This window comes from Mesorhizobium sp. M1078 (assembly GCF_040318615.1).
In the GTDB taxonomy this organism is placed as follows: domain Bacteria; phylum Pseudomonadota; class Alphaproteobacteria; order Rhizobiales; family Rhizobiaceae; genus Mesorhizobium.
In genome coordinates, this window is the sequence record NZ_JAMYMP010000014.1 from 105,956 (window position 1) to 123,841 (window position 17,886).

Here is a 17,886-nt window from a genome sequence, read left to right on the forward strand (position 1 = left end):
TATTTGCCATCCTGTCATTTAAAAAAGACATGCCATCGGCAGCGGAACCGCGGCCTTGCAAAGGCGTAGCACTCAGTCTCTGGCAAGAGACTTTCGAAAGAGGGATCGAAATGTCTGGCCAGAATGGTCGTTCGTTTTCCAGCCGTCAGTACCCATGCGAGATCTGCCCGCTTCGGCCATTGCCGGTGTTCCGGGAATTCGAGAAGCAGGAGCTTGCCTATGTCAGCATGTTCAAGAAGGGCGAACTGGCCGTCGACAAGGGCGCCACAGTGCTGGTCGAAGGCAGCCAAAGTGCTCATCTCTACACCGTGCTTTCGGGCTGGGCCTTCCGCTACAAACTATTGTCGGACGGCAGGCGCCAGATCCTGAACTACTCCATGCCCGGCGATCTTATCGGGCTGCAGGGCAGCCTGATGGGCGAAATGCAGCACTCGGTCGAGGCGCTGTCGCCCATGCTGTTGTGCGTCTTCGAGCGTGAAAACCTGCACGAGCTCTACCGCAACCATCCGGGCCTTGCTTACGACATTACCTGGCTGGCGTCGCGCGAGGAGCGCATGCTGGACGAGAACCTGCTCAGCGTCGGTCGGCGCACGGCGGTCGAGCGCACCGCCTATCTCATTGCCTTCATCGCCAGCCGCGCGGCGGCAGTCGGGCTCAACGGCAAGGCGCCGGTGCAAATCCCGATTACCCAGCAGCATGTCGCCGATACGCTCGGCCTGTCGCTGGTCCACACCAACAAGACGATCCGCAAGCTCATCGATCGCAAGCTGATCGCCTGGCGCGACGGCGGTTGCGAAGTGATCGACGGGGAGGGGCTGAAGGATCTCGCGCGCTGGGAGGGCCTAAGCGAAGGCCGTCGGCCACTGATCTGACAGGCAGGCCTCCATCTGGGGCTGGACTCGCACTTGCAAACACCCTTTCATGGATACGGTCTCCGATTTCGGAACCATGACGTGTGTCGGGCGTTTGAAGCCAAGCAAACGCAAGGAGTTTAGAATGGCAACTGCCGCAGGAAAAACCGCCAACGAAAGTCAGACGAACGCCGACCTGGAAGCCGACATTCGGCAGTTGAAGGCGGATATCGAAAAGTTGACCAAGCAATTGGCCAAGACCGGCGAACATGGTTACGGCACGGCGCGGCGCGCTGCTGCCGAAGGCGTCGACCAGTTGCGCGCGCAGGGCGAAGCCGTCTTCGACAGCCTGCGTGGCAACGCCAAGGATCTTGAGGCCCAGATCACGGCCAATGTGCGCGAGAAGCCGGTCACTTCACTGGCGATCGCGGCCGGCGTCGGCTTCCTGTTTGCGCTTCTTGCCCGGCGCTAGTTTCGACAGAGATGGGCATGCTGGCACCGCTTATCTCGGCCTTGGCCTCGGGTGAAGCCATTGCCGCCATGCGCCGCGCGCGCACGGCGGCAATTGTCTACGGGCTCGCCGCCGTGGCTGCCCTGTGCGGCCTCGGGTTTCTCCTGGGGGCGGCCTACATCTGGGCGGCTGACCGTTATGGCTCGATGGCCGCCTGTCTTGGCTTCGCCGCTGGTCTCCTGGTACTGGCCGGGCTTATCGTGCTCATTCATCAACTTGCGGCTGGAACGCGTGCACGCCGACGTGCGCGAAGGCGCAATGCCGACCTGAAGGCGCTCGGTATCACCGCGGCGCTTGCCGTGCTGCCGGCCTTGCTCAAGGGGAAAGGCGGGAAGGGCGTCATTCTCGGCCCGATGATCGCGCTCGCGGCCTATGCCATCTACCGTGAGAACGTCAAGCCGGATCCGGGCGATCCAGACAGCGAAGCCGACTAAAGCGCGTCGCGCTGATACGCTGTTCCCGGGAAAACCGCTTCGCACTTCTGGAATCGCTTTTAATGCATGTCGCCCAGAAGTGTGCCGCGGTTCTGGGACAACGACATGCATCAAAACAAAGACTTAAAGCGCGTCGTATGAATCCGTTTCAGCGTGACGCGCTTTAAGCCGGCAGATCTTCAAGCGGCATCGATATTTCGGCGAACACGCCTTCGCTGCGGAATTCGTGGGTCACTTCGCTCGATAAAACCTTGGCGAGGCTGCGGCGGATCAGGATAGAGCCGAAGCCCTGGCGTTCCGGCGGGTCGACTTTCGGCCCGCCGCTTTCGCTCCAGGTCAGCACAAGGCGGCGCGCGCCTTTCTTGCCCGCCGCCTTCCAGTCGACATCGACCTTCCCCGAGCCAACCGACAGCGATCCGTATTGCAGCGCGTTGCTGGCCAGTTCGTGCATGATCAGGCCGAGCCCCACCGCCTGGTCAGGCGAAAGCAGCAGCTCCGGACCGGAGATCACGATGCGCGGCCGTTCTGCCGAATCGAACGGCTTGACCTCGATCTGCATCAGTTCGCGAATACCGATGCCGCGCCATTCGCGATCCGACAGCAGGTTATGGGCAGCGCCCAGCGCCTGCAGCCTGGCGCCGAAGGCTTCCAGGAATTCGCTTGGGCGGCGAGCGTGGCGAACGGTCTGCGTCGCCAGCGCCTGCACCGTGGCCAGCGTGTTCTTGACCCGATGGTTGAGCTCACGCAGCAGCAGCCTTTGCCGGTCCTCGCCGAGCTTGCGTTCCGAGATGTCGTAGTTGACGCCAAAGATAAGCGTCGGCTTGCCTTCGCCGTCGCGCTCGATGACGCGGCCGCGGGTGACTATCCAGCGCGGCGGATCGAAGCCTTTGACCCGGTATTCGCCGAAATAGTCGTCGCTGCCGGTCAGGGCATCGCGAAAGCGCGTCTCGGTCTGGTAGACGTCGCGCGGGTCGATGGCGGCCAAAATGTCGCGCGCCCGCAGCCGGTTCGAACGCGGCAGGTTGAACAGCTCCGACAAACGCACGTCGCATTCGATCATGTCGGTGCGGATATCCCAGGCCCAACTGGCGAGCGAGGCGGCATCGAGCGCTATGGCTCGGCGCTTTTCCTCCTGCGCCAAAGCAGCCGTGGCAATGGCGCCGCTGCGGGTGGCGTCCTTGAGGGTAAACAGGCTGGCGGCGAGGCTGGCCAGCGATTTCAAATGATCGAGCGCGGCAGCGGACGGAAATTCATGCGGCTCACGGTCGAGTACGCACACCGTACCGACGCGCGCGCCGGCGACCACCATCGGCGCGCCGACATAAAAGCGGACATGGTGTTCGCCGGTGACCAGCGGGTTGCCGGAGAAGCGAGGGTCGATGCTGGCATCCGGCACCACCATGGGCTCGTCGCCGGCGGCAATGGTATGGGCGCAGAACGATATGTCGGTCGCGGTTTCGGTCTCGTTGAAGCCGACACAGGATTTGAACCACTGTCGTTCGGTGTCGAGCAGCGTGACGAGCGCGATCGGCGCCTGCATCACGGCTGCGGCAAGGCCGGTGATGCGATCGAAGTCGGGATCGGAGTCGGTGTCGATCGCGTCAAGCCTATGCAGTACGGCAAGCCGCTCCGGCGCCGCCACGGCGCGGCGGACCTCAACCGGCAAACCAGCCTGCTTCGCCACCTTGCTATCCACCAAGCCCCCTCGCTTGCAGGCCCCACCTGCGGTGGCGCGCATCTCGCGCGGCCGTCGTCGCGCGCCGGAACTTTTGTAGCAAGCAATCGTTACCCCACCATGTTTCGCTTGCGATGGTTTTATCAACCATCCCGGTTGCGCGATAGGAACGTCGCCAATGATCAAGATCGCCCCTGAAAACAAAGCCCGTCAGGGGCGCTGGGGTTGGCACGGCCTGCGCATATTGGTCGCCGCGTTGCTCCTGGCTTTCATTGCTTGGGGAGCGGCCGAGATTTATGGCCAAAAGATCGATCCAGATACCCCTGAAGGCCAGGGGCAGCCCACCGGCCAGAGCGCGCCGGCCAACCAGAGCGCGCCAGCCGGCGAGGGGCAGTCGGGCGGCTAGGGTTTTCCGCGTCATCCGTAATCGCATCAGGCGGCCTTCGCCTGGGCGGCTTGCGCCGGAACCAGGACGTTCAGTGCGCCAGGGTGGATCTGGATTGTCGTTTCGCGCTCCAGCTTGACCAGTTCGCCGTCGATGACGGCGCCGAATTTCTTGCTCCCGGTATGGATCTTCACGATTGCCTTGTCGGCCTGATGAGTTTCGACATGATCGCTGTCGCGCCACCTGCCTCGAGCCATGTCGAAGAGCGCCCTGACCAGCTCGCCACGCTGCCGCGCCACGGTGACATAGATGCCGAGCACGCCGCCGGCAGGATTGTCGGCATAAGGCAGATGGCCTTCGCCAAACAGATTGTTGGAAATGCCGATGCCACTGATGCGGGTCACGATCTCGGCTTCGCCGACCGTCAATGTCACCTTCATGGCGGGAGGATTGTTGATCGTAGTCCAGGCGGCCTTGGCCGAAGCGCGAATCTTTCCCAGGCGCGAGGCGAATTCCATATTGTCGCGCAGCTTCACCATCCTGGCGTGCAGTCCGATCGAGAACTGATGCACGAACGGCCGGCCATTCGCGCTCGCGATATCGACCGCCATGATCTCGCCGTCGGCAAAGGACTTCAGCGCGCCATCGATGGTCTGCGGAATTCCAAGGCCGCGGGCGAACAGGTTCATTGTTCCTGCAGGCAGGACGGCCAGCGCCTTCTTGCCATTCATCAGCCGCCCCGCGGCGGCCGAAATGGTGCCGTCGCCGCCACCGGCCAGCACGACGTCGAAGTCGCGCCGCGCGGCGACCTTGTCGAGCGCCGCGACAATCTCCTTGCCGGCGACGATGTCGATCTCGATGGAGTGACCAGCCGCCTCGAGCGTCTGGCGCATCCGGTCGGTTAGCGCTGAAAGATCGGTGGTCCGCAAGGTGCCGCCGTCCCGGTTCAGCACCGCTGCAAATCGCATGCCCCACTCCGTATTCTTTTTTAGCGGCCGGAATGCCAGCCGCAGGCTGAAACGGGCAAGCTTGGCAAAGGTTCCATCGGCCGGGCGGGAATGTCGGGCGATTCCGCGGACTTGCCCAGGGTATTTCGATGCTCCCGTTTTTTCGGAACAAGCGCCTTGTCACAACGTTGTGATCCCATTGGAGGCGCCGCCTTCGGTCTCCCGGCAAGTGGTTTGCCGATTGCGGCGCGCACGAGATCACGCAAGAGGAGACTTAATCATGATCCGCACACTGTTCGCGACGACCGCACTCGCAACGCTGATCGCTACCGGTGCGTTTGCGCAGTCAACGACGACCCCGGCGACGACCCCAGCGCCGGCTGAAGCCCCTGCCACCATCGCGCCGGCGCCGCAACAGGCCGACGGCGCGCTGATGACCAATATCATCGGCGAGTCGGTGTACAATGGCACTGGCGACGATGCGCAGAAGATCGGTGACGTCAGCGACGTCGTCCTCGATGAAAACGGCCAGGCGAAATCCGCCATTATCGGCGTTGGCGGCTTCCTCGGCATAGGCAGCAAGAACGTCGCCTTCGACTACGGCAAGTTGCAATGGGTCGAGAGGAATGGTGACCGCTGGCTCGTCGCCGAGACGACGAAAGAAGCGTTGACGGCGCTGCCCGATTTCGACCGCAAGCCCTACGATCCGGCCCCGGCCACTGCTTCCACGGCGCAGAACGACCCGCAGAAGCCGGTTGATCTCAACGCCGCGCCGTCAGAACCGGCGGTGAAACGCGCTGACGGCAATCTCGCAACCAACATCATCGGCGAGAATGTCTACAATGGCACTGGCGACGATGCCCAGAATATCGGCGACGTCAACGACATCGTGCTGACCAAGGATGGCAAGGCGCAGTCGCTGGTGATCGGCGTCGGCGGCTTCCTTGGCATGGGTGAAAAGAATGTCACCTATGATTTCGCCAAGGCGCAGTGGGCCGAAAAGAACGGCGATCGCTGGCTGGTGGCGCAGACCACCAAGGAGGAACTGCAGGCGCAGCCTGATTTCGACCGCAAGCCCTATGATCCGGCGCCGGTGACGACAACGTCCGACGCGACGCAACCGACTGCTCCGGCTGCCCCGACGGCCGTTGCACCGGCTGACAATGCTCAGCCCGCGGACAAGACCGCGGAAGCTCCGGCCGGTACAAAAGCCACCGATCCGACGCAAACGGCAGCGATCGACAAGTCCACACTGACAGAAATGCCGGTCGGTAACATCAGAGGCGACGACCTGAAGGGCACCACCGTCTATGGCGCCAACGACGCCAAGGTCGGCGAGATCGGCGACGTCGTGCTCACGCCCGACAGCAAGCCGGATGCCGTCATCATCGATGTCGGCGGCTTTCTAGGCATCGGCGCCAAGGAGGTCGCGGTCGGCATGGACAAGCTCAAGTTCATGACCGACAAGGACGGCAACAATTATCTCTACACCAACTTCACCAAGGAGCAGCTGCAGGCGCAGGCCGCCTATGACAAGGGCAGCTATGCCGAGAAGCGCGATCAGCAGCGGATGATGGTACAGTAAGGGAATAGGCAGTAGGGATTGGGCAGTAGGCGAAACCGAGTGACGAGGGCATCAGGCCTCCAGAACATTCTACTGCCTACTGCCTACTGCCTACTGCCTACTGCCTACTGCTACTGCCTACCCACATACCCACATACCCACCACCCCTTCGTCCGTCAGCTCTGCAAGCGCCAACGACTGGTCAAGATGCTCGGCGCGCCACGCAAGCAGCCGCTCGGCAAATTCAAGCCGCACGCTGAGGTAGGCCGGGTCAGCGGCGACGTTGATCAGTTCGCCGGGATCTTTCGCCATGTCGAAGAGCAGCGGCGGCAGGCCGCCGCCGCAATGTACGTATTTGAATTTTTCCGTACGGATGACGGCGAGGTTGCACTGGCGCGAGCCGATGCCGAAATGCCGTTCGGCCTCACCGCTGGCAATCGAGCGGAAATCGAACTCCCAATGCGCCGCGTCGCGCCAATCCTTAGCCGGTTCATCTTGCAGGAACGGTTTTAGCGAGCGGCCGTCGAGATGCAGATGGGCGTCGGCGTCCAGCAGATCGAGCAAGGTCGGGAAGATGTCGACGGCCTCGGTGAAGTGGTTGACGGTCGAGCCGGCTGCATTGCCGTGACCCGGGTCGCGCACGATCAATGGGATGTGATAGCTGCCGTCGAAGAAGCCGCCTTTGCCCAGCATGAAATGGTCGCCCATCATCTCGGCGTGATCCGAAGTCAGCACGATGATGGTGTCATCCCATGCATTCGCCCTCTTGATCGCTTGCCAGATGCGGCCAAGCTGCGCGTCGATCTCCGAGATCATGCCGTAATAGATCGCGCGGATGGCCCGGATGTTGTCGTCGCCCCAATCGCGCACGTGGCCGTCGGTGCCGGGGCGGAAGCTTCTCCGCTTCTGGCGACCAAGGTCGTAAGCCAGATAGGGATGCCTTTGCGCCTCTGCCTGCCAAGTCTCGGCACGGCGGAAGGGCGGTCCGTCCGCCGGATCATACAGCGTGTTGTAGGGCTGCGGCACGACAAAGGGCGGATGCGGGCTGATGAAGGAGACATGCGCGAACCATGGCGCATCCTGTTCGTCTAGCCAGCGAATGAATTCGCCGGCAAGAAAAGCGGTCGGCGTCTCGTCCCTGGAATAAACAGGCGGCGCATTGGTCACGGCGTCGCCCGCTTCCCCGCCCACGGGACGGTGAATGCCGGGAGAGCCCGCGCTGGTGTCGACGCCACGTGCCTTCAGCCATGACAGCCATGGTTTCTGATGCTCAGGCAGGAACTGGCGCACGCTGAAGCCGGGCAGCACGCCCTCATAGCTTTTCAGCCGGGGATCGCCCGGCGCCATCGTGCGCGGATCGGGCGAGACGTCGGTGTAGCCGAACAAAGTCGGATCATAGCCGAGGGCGCGGGCCGAAAGCGCCATGTTGCCGTGGCGGGCGTCGAGCGGCGTGCCGTTGCGGCAAACGCGATTGTTCATCTGGTAAAGGCCGGTGTAGAGGCACGCGCGGGCCGGCGAGCAGGGAGCCGCGCCGCCGTAATGCCGCTTGAAACGGACGCCTTCGGCGGCGAGCGCATCGGCATTCGGCGTCTTCACCACGGGATGGCCGGCAGCCGACAGGCAATCGCCCCGCCATTGGTCGCAGGAGATCAATAGGATGTTCGGGCGTCTGCTTTTCGCGGCCAATGCTCTATCCTGTCACGTCGGGAAGACGTTCAATGAACCGGAATTTGGCTGCGGCGCAAGCCTGTCGGTCTTGCTTAAATGGTGAACGAAAATTTCCTGCTGTTCACTATTGGGATACAGTCCATTCTGAGTTTGCCGCCTTTGCCATTGTTGGGCGGCCCCTCATATAGGCGTGGACAGCGGCAAGGGCCGCAAACCCAAGGGAAGGAGCAAGACCAATGCTCGACCAGATCAAGGGCCTGCATCACGTGACGTCGATGGCCGGCGATGCGCGCCAGAACAATGATTTCTTCACGCACAAGCTCGGCCTGCGCCGGGTCAAGAAGACCGTCAACTTCGACGCGCCAGATGTCTATCACCTCTATTATGGTGACGAGCACGGTACGCCCGGCTCGGTGATGACCTATTTTCCGTTCCCGGACATTGCCAGGGGCCGCCACGGCGTCGGCGAGGTCGGTACCACGGCCTATTCGGTGCCGGCCGGCACGCTCGGCTATTGGGAAAAGCGCTTCGCCGATGAAGGCGTTGCGGGTGTCTCCCGCGAAGAGACGTTCGGCGAGAAGCGGCTGGCCTTCGCCGGTCCCGACGGCGACGGTTTCGCGCTGGTCGAAGACAAGGCGGACAGCCGCGCGCCATGGTTGAAAGGCGGCATTCCCGCTGATGAGGCGATACGCGGCTTCCACTCGGTCTCGCTCAGATTGAAGGATGGTGGCGCCACGGAAGAGCTGTTGAAGTTCATGGGCTATGAGCAAGTGGACAAGTCCGGCAGTGTCAGCCGGCTCGCCATCAAGAACGGCAACGGCGCTGATGTCGTCGATATCGAATCGCTGCCTACCGCGGGCTTTGCCAATCTCGGCGCCGGCTCGGTCCACCATGTCGCCTTCGCGGTGGAGAACCGCGCCCAGCAACTCGAAGTGCGCAAGGCGCTGATCGATACGGGTTATGGCGTAACGCCGGTAATCGACCGCGACTATTTCTGGGCGATCTACTTCCGAACGCCGGGCGGCGTGCTGTTCGAAGTCGCTACCAATGAGCCGGGCTTCGACCGCGACGAGGACACCGCCCATCTCGGCGAAGCCCTGAAACTGCCGACGCAGCACCAGCATCTGCGGCCCTATCTTGAAGAGCATCTGCAGAAGCTGGAAGGCTGAGACGATGAGCAAGGAAGCTTACATCCATAAGGCGCTGCCGGGTTCGCCCGGCGGCCCGCTGCTCTTCGTCTTTCACGGCACCGGCGCGGACGAGAGCCAGCTGCTGTCGCTCGGGCGCGACCTCGCGCCACAGGCGACGATCGTATCGCCGCGCGGCGATGTTTCCGAGCATGGTGCGGCGCGTTTCTTCCGCCGCACCGGCGAGGGCGTCTACGACATGGACGACCTCGCGCGGGCGACCGGCAAGATGGCCGGTTTCATCAAGGCGCAGGTGGCAGCGGCAAGGCCATCTTCGGTCTTGGGTCTCGGCTATTCCAACGGCGCCAACATCCTGGCGTCCGTAGTGTTCGCCGCGCCCGAGCTGTTCGATGCGGCGGTGCTGATGCACCCGCTGATCCCGTTCGAACCGCAGGTGCAGGGCAGCCTTGCCGGACGCCGCATCCTGGTCACCGCCGGCAAACGCGATCCGATTTGCCCGCCCAATCTGACGTCGCGGCTGGAAGCCTATTTGCGTGCCGATAGCGCCGATGTCACAGTGGAGTGGCACGATGGCGGCCACGAAATTCGGCCAAACGAGATCGAAGCGGCAAGGCGGCTTTTCGCTGCCGTGCCGGTTGAAGGAGCAAGCGATGCCTGACGAATTGCCTGAGATCGAACTCGAGGACCGCGGCTCGAAGGGACGTTATGTGCTGCGCGGACCCGGCGGCGCCGAGGCGGAGATGACCTTTACCAAGGTCGGCGAGCACCAGATCATCATCGATCACACCGAAGTGCCGGACGTGTTTCGCGGCCAGGGCGCCGGCCTTCGGCTCGTCACCCGCGCCGTCGAGGATGCGCGGGCAGTGGGCAAGAAGATCATCCCGCTCTGCCCCTTCGCCAACGCCCAGTTCCGCCGCCATCCGGAATGGGCGGATGTGCTGAAGCAATAGACCTTTTTCCCTTCTTCCCTTGTGGGGTGAGTTGCCGGTCGCCGAAGGCGAATTCATCGTGCCAGTGGCACGATGAAAGGCCGGCGAACGCCGGGACGCTGCGAAGCAGCGGGGACCCGGCAGGTGGTCGGAGTCGCTCAGCCACAAGAGCGAACACCTCTCTGGCATTTGCGCAGTTCGGCCTTCTTGCCTAAGTACACAGTTCGCCGCGGTTCGTCCGCTCCTGCCAATTGACCGAATGGCTTCCTAATGACCGAACCCGATCTCGTCCCCGTCTTCGACGGCCACAACGACACGCTGCTGCGACTGTACCAGTCGAAAGACACAGACGTCGAAAAGCTGTTCATCGAGGGGACGCAGGGCGGTCATATAGATCTGCCGCGCGCCAAGAAGGGCGGCTTTGCCGGCGGCATGTTCGCGATCTTTCCACCGCCGGTCGAGAAGAGCAAACGCTCTGCGGTGCCGCCGGCGCCGAGCGACAATGAGCCATTGCCGCCGGAACTGCCACGCGCTGATGCGCTCAATTCCACCATCGGCATGGCCTCGATCCTGTTTCGGCTGGAGCGAGCGGGGGCGCTGACCGTCTGCCGCAGTGCCGGCGACATTCGCGAGGCGATGGCGAAAGGTTCGATCGCGGCGGTGTTTCACATCGAAGGCGTCGAGGCGATCGATCCCGAACTTACCTTGCTCGACGTGCTCTACGAAGCCGGCCTGCGCTCGCTCGGCATTGTCTGGAGCCGACCCAACGCCTTCGGCCATGGCGTCCCGTTCCGCTTTCCGTCGTCGCCCGATACCGGACCGGGGCTGACCGATGCCGGCAAGGCGCTGGTCAAGGCCTGCAATCAGCTCAAGATCATGGTCGACCTGTCACATCTCAACGAAAAGGGCTTTCGCGATGTCGCCGCGCTCAGCGATGCGCCGCTGGTCGCCACTCATTCCAACGTGCATGCGCTGTGCACCCATTCGCGCAACCTGACGGACTGGCAGCTCGGCGCTATCCGCGAGACCGGCGGCATGGTCGGGCTCAACTTCGCCACCGGCTTCCTGCGTGAAGACGGACGGACGAATTCGGACACCAGCCTCGACATCATGGTGCGCCATGTCGACTCGCTGCTGCAGGCGCTGGGCGAGGACGGCGTCGGTCTCGGCTCGGATTTCGACGGGGCGATGATTCCGGCCGTCATCGGCGACGTTGCCGGTCTGCCGAAGCTGATAGATGCGCTGGCCGCGCGCGGTTTCGGACGCGCGTTGATCGAGAAGATCGCCTATCGCAACTGGCTGAGCGTTCTCGAAAGAACCATAGGCTGAGGCTTAAGCGCCCATGCGCTTCAGCCAATCCTGGCCGCCGCGATCCCTGATCATCGGCAGCGGGTTCTCCCAGTCCAGCCGCGCGCAGATGCGGTAGACTTCGAGCGTCTCGGCGCTCATTTCGCCGCGCTTGTAGAAGTACAAGGCGGCGGCATAGCGGGTGCGACCCGACCATTTCTCGCCGAGCGGCGTGTTGACCAGCTGCCACTGTTCTGCGGCTTCCGCCGCATCATCTTGTTGGTCGGCCATAGTCAGAAATCCGCCGGTGGATTGGCGGTGCGGCGGTCGAGCTTGATGAAGGGACGGGCCACCACCTTGGCCCGCTTCATCAGCTTCTGATACTGCAACTCGCGCATGGCGTAGATCTCGACCCAGAGGTCTTCCACCATCGTATCACCATAGGGACGCGTCAGCGAGGCGATGGCAATGTTGCGCTTGGCCATCGGCGACCACATGGCGGCGCTGACCAGGCCGACATCCTGATGCTTCTTGTGATAGACGATGGCGTGTTCGGCCGGGATGTTGCCTTCGATCTCCAGCCCGACCAGCACGTAAAGCAGCTTGCGTTTGGCACGGGCTTCGAGCATGGCGCGGCGGCCATTGAAATGGCCTTTTCCCAGGGCGACCATACAGCCGAGACCGATCTCGTCCTGCATGCGCAGACGGTCGGCGCGAATGGCATGGTCTGCGGTGGTGAAGTCGGCATTGGCGACGATCAGGCCGGCTTCCAGCCGGGCGCGGTTGAGGGCGGCGTAGCCGATGGCGCGGATGCCGCGCAGTTCGCCTGCCGTCATCAGGCGGTCCCAGAGGCTGAGCGCTTTTTCGGCCGGCACGAACAGTTCGTAGCCGAGATCGCCGGTGAAGCCGGTGCGCGAGATGGTGATAGTGCCGCCATCGTGCGGGAATTCGGCGAGATCGAACACTTTGAGTTTTTCAACGCCGGCGAAACCCGCCTCGTGCAGCACGGCGAAGGAGGTTGGGCCTTGCAGAGCGAGACCAGCGACGCTTCCAGTCTCTTCCTCGACTGTCACCTCGAAGCCGGTCGCGCTGTCCAGCAGCCAGGGCAGGTGCCGCTCCTGCGAACACAGGCGGAAGCGGGTCGGCGACAGCCGGAACAGCGTGCCGTCATCGAGGACAAAACCTTCGTCGTCGCACCATGCGGTGTAGTGGACGCGGCCCGGTTTCAGCTTGGTGACATCGCGCAGCGTGACGCGATCGAGGAAGGCTTCGGCATCCGGCCCCTCGATGCGGTATTTGGTCATCGGCGAGATGTCGAACAAAGCCGCCTGGCTGCGGATGGCGAAATATTCGAGTTCCTCGTCCCACAGCGAATGCGGCGCGCGATAGCCGGCCCAATTGTACCAGTCCTGAGTTTTGGCCAGCGCATCGATGCGCGGCTGGAACGGCGTGCCGAGACGCAGTGTGCGGAAATGCGACTGCGCTGTGGTGCGGGCGGCGTTGTTGATCGGACTCGTCATGACGGCATTCCTTCGCCGTAAAGTGCGGCGTTGACTGGCTGAAACATCAGATCATCCCTTCATCGCGATGATGCGCCGCGCCGCATTCAAACCGGGAGCACCCGAAACGCCGCCGCCCGGATGCGAACCGGCGCCGGCCAGGAACAGCCCCTCGATCGGCGTGTCGTAGCCTGACCAGCCGGAGACGGGCCGCGACATCAACATCTGGTCGGCCTGCAATTCGCCGTGGTGCCAATGGCCGCCCGGCATGCGGCAATTGGCTTCGATATCGGCTGGCGTCAAAAGCTCGGCATGCAGCACGGACTTGCCGATACCGGGGGCGTACGCTTCGAGCTGCGCCATAACAGCCTTGAGGAATTTCGGCTTGCCGGCATCCCAACCCTCTTTCAGCGCATAAGGCGCGTATTGCACGATCGCCGACAGCACGTAGGCGCCGCTTGGCGCGAGCGACGGGTCGGAGAGCGACGGCAGTGTGATCTCCATCACCGGTTCGGCTGAGAACTCGCCATATTTTGACGGGTTGAAGGCGCGCTCGACATGGTCGGCCGAGGGCGCGATGACCAGACGGCCCTTGTGATTATCGGCGCCGACGCCGGAAAATTGCGGTTGCCGTTCGAGCGCCAGATGGAGCTTCGCCGCGTCGCCCCTCATGCGGATGTTCTTTACCTTGCGCACGAAACCCGTGTCGATCTCGCGCGGGCCGACGAGATCGAGCATGGTCGTCGCCGGGTTGATGGCGGAGACGATCGTTCTGGCGTGCAGCACCTCGCCGCCGTCGAGGGTCACGCCGAGGGCGCGCCCTTTGTCGACGACTATTCTGGCCACGGGCGCTGCCGTGCGGATGGTGACGCCGGCTTTCTCCGCCGCCGCGCGAATGGCGGCAACGACCGCACCCATACCACCTTTCGGCAGCATCTGTGCCCCGGCCGCACCGTCAGTCTCGCCGGCCAGCCGGTAATAGAGGCCAAGCAGCGAGGTCGGCGAACGCGGGCCGAGGTGGCTGCCAAGCGTGGCGTCGAAGGCAAGCAGGCCCTTCAGCCTGAGATCGGCAAGCTGTTCGTCGAGCAGGTCGGCGACGTTCAACAGGAGCACCCGCAGGAAATCGCGCATGTCTTCCTTGCCGAGCTTTTTCAGCGCCACGGCCGTCTGGCCGAGCGCTGCGGTTTCAAGCAGGGACATGCCACCGAGATCGGGCGGGCGCCGCGACAGGAACGGTTTCAGGATGCCGGCATAGCGCATGAGTTGCGCGCGCAATTCCTTCCAGGCGGACTGCTCGGACGGAGTGGAGCCGGTCAGCACTTCGCCATAGGCGCCATGGAGGACAAGCGGCGGGCCGTCCCTCGCCAAGGCGACCGACGGAATGAAGTCTGCGCGGGTGACCTGCAGCCCGTGTTTCTCCAGCTCCAATGTCTTCACCACGTCGGGGTGCAGGCGGTTCAGCACATGCGCGATCGAGGAGACCCGAAAACCTGGCGCAAACTCTTCGGTGCGCGCCGCGCCGCCGACATCGCCGGCCGCTTCCAGCACCAGCACCTTGCGGCCGGCTTTCGCCAGAGTGGCGGCAGCGACAAGGCCGTTATGGCCGCCGCCTATGATGATGGCATCAAATGACGTCATGGGCCGGGCTCATATGGGAGGTCGATTTGGCGAGGTCGCGCAGGATCTCGGCTGCCGCATTGCGGCCCGGTGCGCCCATGACGCCGCCGCCGGGATGTGTCGAGGAGCCGCACATATAGAGCCCGCCGACCGGCGAGCGGTATTGTGCGTAGCCCGGCACCGGGCGGTTGAACAGCAGCTGGTCGAAGGTCAGCTCGCCCTGGAAAATGTTGCCTTCGGTGAGGCCGACCTCGGCTTCGATCTCGCGCGGCGTGCGCACCTCCATATGGACGATGCGGTCGCGGAAGCCTGGCGAGTATTCGGCGATCTGCGCAACTACGCTTTCGGCGAAACCGTCGCGGTCGGCATCGGTCCAGTCGCGGCCGTTCACCTTGGGCGGTGCGTACTGCACGAAGCAGCTCATGAAATGCTTGCCCGGCGGCGCCATGGTCGGGTCGAGCGTCGTTGGGATGACCATGTCGAGGAATGGGTCGGCCGACCAGCGACCGGCCTTCCAGTCGTCATAGGCGCGCTCCATACGCTCCATGGAATCGGTGAAATGCATGTCGCCGCGATAAACGGGTGAATCCTTCGGCAGTGCCGGGAATTCCGGCAGAGAATCCAGCGCGATGTTGACCTTGCCGGAGGAGCCGCGGATCTTGAAGTTCCTGACCCGCCGCAGGAAAATGTCGGGCAGTTCCTTCTCCTCGACCAGTTTCAGGAATGTGCGTTTGACGTCGGCGTTGGAGACGACGAGCTTGCCGTAGACCTCCTCGCCGCCGGCCAGCACCACGCCCTTGGCCTTGCCTCGGCTCACCAGCACATGGTCGACCTCGGCGCCGGTACGGATAGCGCCGCCGGACGCCTTGAATGAAGCGGCGAGCGCCTTGGTGACGGCGCCCATGCCGCCGCGCGCATAGCCCCAGGCGCCGACCGAGCCGTCGACCTCACCCATATAATGGTGCAGCAGCACGTAGGCTGTGCCGGGCGACATCGGCCCGAGCGCGGTACCGATAATGCCGGACAAAGCGAAGTTCGCCTTGATGACATCGGTCTCAAAATATTCGTCGAGGAATTCCGAGATCGACATGGTCCAGAAGCGCAGCGTCAGCGCCATTTCTTCTGATGACAGGCCGACGAATTTCTTGCCGAGATAGAGAAGCTCTCCGAGGTCGCGCGGCTTGAGACTGGCCGGGTCCGGTGCGGTGCGCATCAGCAGCGGCTGGATGAAACGGCACTGCCGCGTCACGTCGCGCGAATAGCGGTCATAGGCCTCCGCGTCGCGCCTGGAGAAGCGGGCGAATTCGCGCCGGTGCGCATCGTGGTCACGGTAGTTGGCGAGGTAGTCGCCGTCGCGGGTGAACACGGCGCCGCCTTCATAGGAAATAACCTGCAAGCCGAAACGCGGCAGTTCGAGGTCGCGCATGATCTCGGGGCGAAACAGCGAGCAGACATAGGAGCAGTTGGAGTAGAGGAAGCCCGGCGTCAGCTCGCGGCTGGTGGCGGCGCCGCCGACCCAGTCGTTCTTTTCCACCACCAGCACGTCGAGCCCGGCGCGTTGCAAATAGCAGGCGTTGACCAGGCCGTTGTGTCCGCCGCCGATGACGATCGCATCCCAAGCTTTCATTCGCGCCCAGCCTTCATGGTGCTCGACCCTTCATTTTCGCGTGATTTGTCGCCGAATGCGCGGAATTTGGCACGGCAGCGGCTATTCTGTCCAGCCATTCTGAATGAATGTTCAACAAATGATATTGCGTTTTCCTGTTAATACGCTACGCTTTGCCGGCATTCGAACCTGCGCAATTCGGCTGATGGGACTTAAGGTCTGATGATCGAAACGGCAGATGGCGAGCCGGAATATGACGACGCCGCGATCCGCTTCCTCGAGGCGCTGTGGGGCGAGGGTTATCTGTCGCCGGGCGGACCAGACGAGGTCGACCGGGTGGTCGAAGGGCTGTCGCTCAGGGGCAAGACGATCCTCGACATCGGCTGCGGCTCCGGCGGCATCGCGCTGCATCTGGTCGAGCGCCACGGTGCCGCTCATGCCACCGGCTTCGACATCGAGCGGCCGGTGATCGAGGCGGCCAGAAAGCGGGCTGCTGTACGAGGGCTTTCAGACCGCGCCAGCTTCGTCCAGGCGCCGCCCGGAGCGCTGCCTTTCACCGATGGCGCCTTCGATGTTGTGTTCTCCAAGGACGCGCTTTTGCATGTGCCCGACAAGGACGCGCTGTTTGCCGAAATCTTCCGCGTGCTGAAACCGGGCGGCGTCTTTGCCGCCTCCGACTGGCTGATCGGCCATGACGGCGAGCCGTCATCTGAGATGAAGGCCTATGTCGCGGCCGAAGGCCTGTCCTTCGCCATGGCCTCGCCGGCACGCTATGCGCAAGCGATGCGCAGCGCCGGCTTTGCCGATGTCGCCGTCAGAGACCGCAATTCTTGGTATCGCAAGGTCGCGCGCGGCGAGCTGGAAAGGCTGAAAGGCCCGCTCTACGAGACGGCGGCAGCCGCGGTCGGAGCGGCCTATATCGACAAGAACATCAAGACCTGGGAGGCCATGAAGAAGGTGCTTGACAGTGGCGAGCACCGTCCCACTCATCTTCGCGGGTGGAAGCCGGCTGTCGTGGGATAGCCGGCAATGTGGAGCATGACGGCACCGATGAAAGCTGCGCGCGAAGAGCGATCCTCCGACACGTCTGGAGAAACCGAACCGGAAAAACGCGGCCGCAAGGCGTCGAAGGAGGTCAGGCAACAGCAGCTGATCGAAGCGACCATCGATTCGCTGGCCAAGCGCGGCTACGCGGAGACGACGATGGCCGATGTCGCCGATGGCGCCGGCCTGTCGCGCGGCATCGTCAACTTTCATTTCGAGAGCAAAGAGAAGCTGCTGATCGCCACCCTGCAGTATATGTATGACGAGTATTCGGCACATTGGCGTGCTGCCCTGCGGAAAGCCGGTGATGACCCAGCCCGCCAATTGCAGATTCTGGTTTGGGCCGACTTCGACCGCTCGATCTGCAACAAGCGCAAGCTCGCCGCTTGGCTCGCTTTCTGGGGCGAGGCCAAGTCGCGGCCGGTCTATCAGGCGCTGAGCAGTTCCCGCGACGCATATTACCAGCAGGTCTTCATCGACCTCTGCGCGACGCTCAAGCAGAGCGGCGGCTATGCCTATGAGCCGCAGGTGATGGCGCTGGCGCTGTCAGCCATGTTGGAAGGCCTGTGGCTGCGGTTGATGATGGGAACCGAAGACACCACGCGCGAAACCGCGCTGCAAGCGGCCAACGCGTTCCTCGCAGCCGCCTTTCCCAAGCACTACGGATAACCAGAAGCCGGCCAGTCGAGTCGGCAATGCAATGACAAAGAGGATGGAACAG

General features: G+C 63.2%; 18 protein-coding genes. 11 read left to right on the forward strand and 7 right to left on the reverse strand.

Going from position 1 to position 17,886, the window contains the following annotated elements; genetic code table 11:
- The first annotated feature begins 110 nt into the window (after positions 1–110).
- The 3 genes from NKH38_RS19500 (at position 111) to NKH38_RS19510 (ending at position 1,796) form a co-directional block, all read left to right on the forward strand.
- Positions 111–872, forward strand: coding sequence for a Crp/Fnr family transcriptional regulator (locus NKH38_RS19500; protein ID WP_023670093.1), 762 nt, complete (start codon positions 111–113; stop codon positions 870–872).
- A gap of 124 nt (positions 873–996) precedes the next feature.
- Positions 997–1,323, forward strand: a complete 327-nt coding sequence (locus tag NKH38_RS19505) for an ElaB/YgaM/YqjD family protein (protein ID WP_023670092.1) — start codon at positions 997–999, stop codon at positions 1,321–1,323.
- Between the two features lie 11 nt (positions 1,324–1,334).
- Positions 1,335–1,796, forward strand: coding sequence for a hypothetical protein (locus NKH38_RS19510; protein WP_352762176.1), 462 nt, complete (start codon positions 1,335–1,337; stop codon positions 1,794–1,796).
- A 163-nt stretch (positions 1,797–1,959) separates the two neighbouring features.
- Here the strand turns inward: NKH38_RS19510 and NKH38_RS19515 are convergent, their stop codons facing one another.
- Positions 1,960–3,534: a sensor histidine kinase gene (locus NKH38_RS19515; RefSeq protein ID WP_502896613.1), complete on the reverse strand. Its 1,575-nt coding sequence runs from the start codon at positions 3,532–3,534 to the stop codon at positions 1,960–1,962.
- Between the two features lie 115 nt (positions 3,535–3,649).
- Here NKH38_RS19515 and NKH38_RS19520 point away from each other — a divergent pair, with 115 nt between their 5' ends.
- A complete protein-coding gene (locus NKH38_RS19520; protein WP_352762178.1) occupies positions 3,650–3,877 on the forward strand; it encodes a hypothetical protein in 228 nt (75 codons plus the stop codon).
- 26 nt (positions 3,878–3,903) lie between these two features.
- Here the strand turns inward: NKH38_RS19520 and NKH38_RS19525 are convergent, their stop codons facing one another.
- Positions 3,904–4,824, reverse strand: coding sequence for a diacylglycerol/lipid kinase family protein (locus NKH38_RS19525; RefSeq protein WP_023701350.1), 921 nt, complete (start codon positions 4,822–4,824; stop codon positions 3,904–3,906).
- Between the two features lie 259 nt (positions 4,825–5,083).
- Between NKH38_RS19525 and NKH38_RS19530 the strand changes: the two genes are divergently transcribed.
- Entirely contained in the window at positions 5,084–6,388 is a 1,305-nt protein-coding gene (locus NKH38_RS19530; protein ID WP_352762179.1) for a PRC-barrel domain-containing protein, read from the forward strand.
- A gap of 117 nt (positions 6,389–6,505) precedes the next feature.
- On the opposite strand, the gene NKH38_RS19535 is transcribed toward NKH38_RS19530, so the two are convergent.
- Complete coding sequence (locus tag NKH38_RS19535) at positions 6,506–8,053, reverse strand: alkaline phosphatase family protein (protein WP_352762180.1); 1,548 nt, start codon at positions 8,051–8,053, stop codon at positions 6,506–6,508.
- Between the two features lie 218 nt (positions 8,054–8,271).
- On the opposite strand from NKH38_RS19535, the gene NKH38_RS19540 reads away from it, so the two are divergent.
- From NKH38_RS19540 to NKH38_RS19555, 4 genes are all read left to right on the forward strand, one after another.
- Complete coding sequence (locus NKH38_RS19540) at positions 8,272–9,204, forward strand: VOC family protein (protein ID WP_023670085.1); 933 nt, start codon at positions 8,272–8,274, stop codon at positions 9,202–9,204.
- A 4-nt stretch (positions 9,205–9,208) separates the two neighbouring features.
- Complete coding sequence (locus NKH38_RS19545; RefSeq protein WP_352762181.1) at positions 9,209–9,841, forward strand: alpha/beta hydrolase; 633 nt, start codon at positions 9,209–9,211, stop codon at positions 9,839–9,841.
- On the forward strand, positions 9,834–10,133 hold the full coding sequence (locus NKH38_RS19550) for a GNAT family N-acetyltransferase (RefSeq protein ID WP_023683956.1): 300 nt from the start codon (positions 9,834–9,836) through the stop codon (positions 10,131–10,133). Before NKH38_RS19545 ends, NKH38_RS19550 begins: the two co-directional genes overlap by 8 nt.
- Positions 10,134–10,382: 249 nt before the next feature.
- Positions 10,383–11,441 (forward strand): dipeptidase, encoded by a 1,059-nt coding sequence (locus NKH38_RS19555; protein ID WP_352762182.1) that lies wholly within the window; start codon positions 10,383–10,385, stop codon positions 11,439–11,441.
- Between the two features lie 3 nt (positions 11,442–11,444).
- On the opposite strand, the gene NKH38_RS19560 is transcribed toward NKH38_RS19555, so the two are convergent.
- From NKH38_RS19560 to NKH38_RS19575, 4 genes are read right to left on the reverse strand one after another with little or no spacing between them, the layout of a single operon-like run.
- Positions 11,445–11,690: a hypothetical protein gene (locus NKH38_RS19560; protein ID WP_352762183.1), complete on the reverse strand. Its 246-nt coding sequence runs from the start codon at positions 11,688–11,690 to the stop codon at positions 11,445–11,447.
- A gap of 2 nt (positions 11,691–11,692) precedes the next feature.
- On the reverse strand, positions 11,693–12,919 hold the full coding sequence (locus NKH38_RS19565) for an aminomethyl transferase family protein (RefSeq protein WP_352904450.1): 1,227 nt from the start codon (positions 12,917–12,919) through the stop codon (positions 11,693–11,695).
- Between the two features lie 51 nt (positions 12,920–12,970).
- Positions 12,971–14,536, reverse strand: a complete 1,566-nt coding sequence (locus NKH38_RS19570; protein ID WP_352762185.1) for a phytoene desaturase family protein — start codon at positions 14,534–14,536, stop codon at positions 12,971–12,973.
- Complete coding sequence (locus NKH38_RS19575) at positions 14,523–16,142, reverse strand: phytoene desaturase family protein (protein ID WP_023670078.1); 1,620 nt, start codon at positions 16,140–16,142, stop codon at positions 14,523–14,525. The genes NKH38_RS19570 and NKH38_RS19575 overlap by 14 nt, the downstream gene beginning before the upstream one ends.
- A gap of 201 nt (positions 16,143–16,343) precedes the next feature.
- On the opposite strand from NKH38_RS19575, the gene NKH38_RS19580 reads away from it, so the two are divergent.
- Together NKH38_RS19580 and betI are read left to right on the forward strand one after the other, a co-directional pair.
- Entirely contained in the window at positions 16,344–17,144 is an 801-nt protein-coding gene (locus NKH38_RS19580; protein ID WP_352638698.1) for a class I SAM-dependent methyltransferase, read from the forward strand.
- Between the two features lie 27 nt (positions 17,145–17,171).
- A complete protein-coding gene (gene betI, locus NKH38_RS19585) occupies positions 17,172–17,834 on the forward strand; it encodes a transcriptional regulator BetI (protein ID WP_023711681.1) in 663 nt (220 codons plus the stop codon).
- The last annotated feature ends 52 nt before the right edge of the window (positions 17,835–17,886 follow it).

Bases quoted from the DNA above. Each gene is read 5' to 3' on its own strand.
- NKH38_RS19500 (WP_023670093.1), top strand. From the start codon at position 111: ATGTCTGGCCAGAATGGTCGTTCGTTTTCCAGCCGTCAGTACCCATGC.
- NKH38_RS19505 (WP_023670092.1), top strand. From the start codon at position 997: ATGGCAACTGCCGCAGGAAAAACCGCCAACGAAAGTCAGACGAACGCC.
- NKH38_RS19510 (WP_352762176.1), top strand. From the start codon at position 1,335: ATGGGCATGCTGGCACCGCTTATCTCGGCCTTGGCCTCGGGTGAAGCC.
- NKH38_RS19515 (WP_502896613.1), bottom strand. From the start codon at position 3,534: ATGCGCGCCACCGCAGGTGGGGCCTGCAAGCGAGGGGGCTTGGTGGAT.
- NKH38_RS19520 (WP_352762178.1), top strand. From the start codon at position 3,650: ATGATCAAGATCGCCCCTGAAAACAAAGCCCGTCAGGGGCGCTGGGGT.
- NKH38_RS19525 (WP_023701350.1), bottom strand. From the start codon at position 4,824: ATGCGATTTGCAGCGGTGCTGAACCGGGACGGCGGCACCTTGCGGACC.
- NKH38_RS19530 (WP_352762179.1), top strand. From the start codon at position 5,084: ATGATCCGCACACTGTTCGCGACGACCGCACTCGCAACGCTGATCGCT.
- NKH38_RS19540 (WP_023670085.1), top strand. From the start codon at position 8,272: ATGCTCGACCAGATCAAGGGCCTGCATCACGTGACGTCGATGGCCGGC.
- NKH38_RS19545 (WP_352762181.1), top strand. From the start codon at position 9,209: ATGAGCAAGGAAGCTTACATCCATAAGGCGCTGCCGGGTTCGCCCGGC.
- NKH38_RS19550 (WP_023683956.1), top strand. From the start codon at position 9,834: ATGCCTGACGAATTGCCTGAGATCGAACTCGAGGACCGCGGCTCGAAG.
- NKH38_RS19555 (WP_352762182.1), top strand. From the start codon at position 10,383: ATGACCGAACCCGATCTCGTCCCCGTCTTCGACGGCCACAACGACACG.
- NKH38_RS19560 (WP_352762183.1), bottom strand. From the start codon at position 11,690: ATGGCCGACCAACAAGATGATGCGGCGGAAGCCGCAGAACAGTGGCAG.
- NKH38_RS19565 (WP_352904450.1), bottom strand. From the start codon at position 12,919: ATGACGAGTCCGATCAACAACGCCGCCCGCACCACAGCGCAGTCGCAT.
- NKH38_RS19570 (WP_352762185.1), bottom strand. From the start codon at position 14,536: ATGACGTCATTTGATGCCATCATCATAGGCGGCGGCCATAACGGCCTT.
- NKH38_RS19575 (WP_023670078.1), bottom strand. From the start codon at position 16,142: ATGAAAGCTTGGGATGCGATCGTCATCGGCGGCGGACACAACGGCCTG.
- NKH38_RS19580 (WP_352638698.1), top strand. From the start codon at position 16,344: ATGATCGAAACGGCAGATGGCGAGCCGGAATATGACGACGCCGCGATC.
- betI (WP_023711681.1), top strand. From the start codon at position 17,172: ATGAAAGCTGCGCGCGAAGAGCGATCCTCCGACACGTCTGGAGAAACC.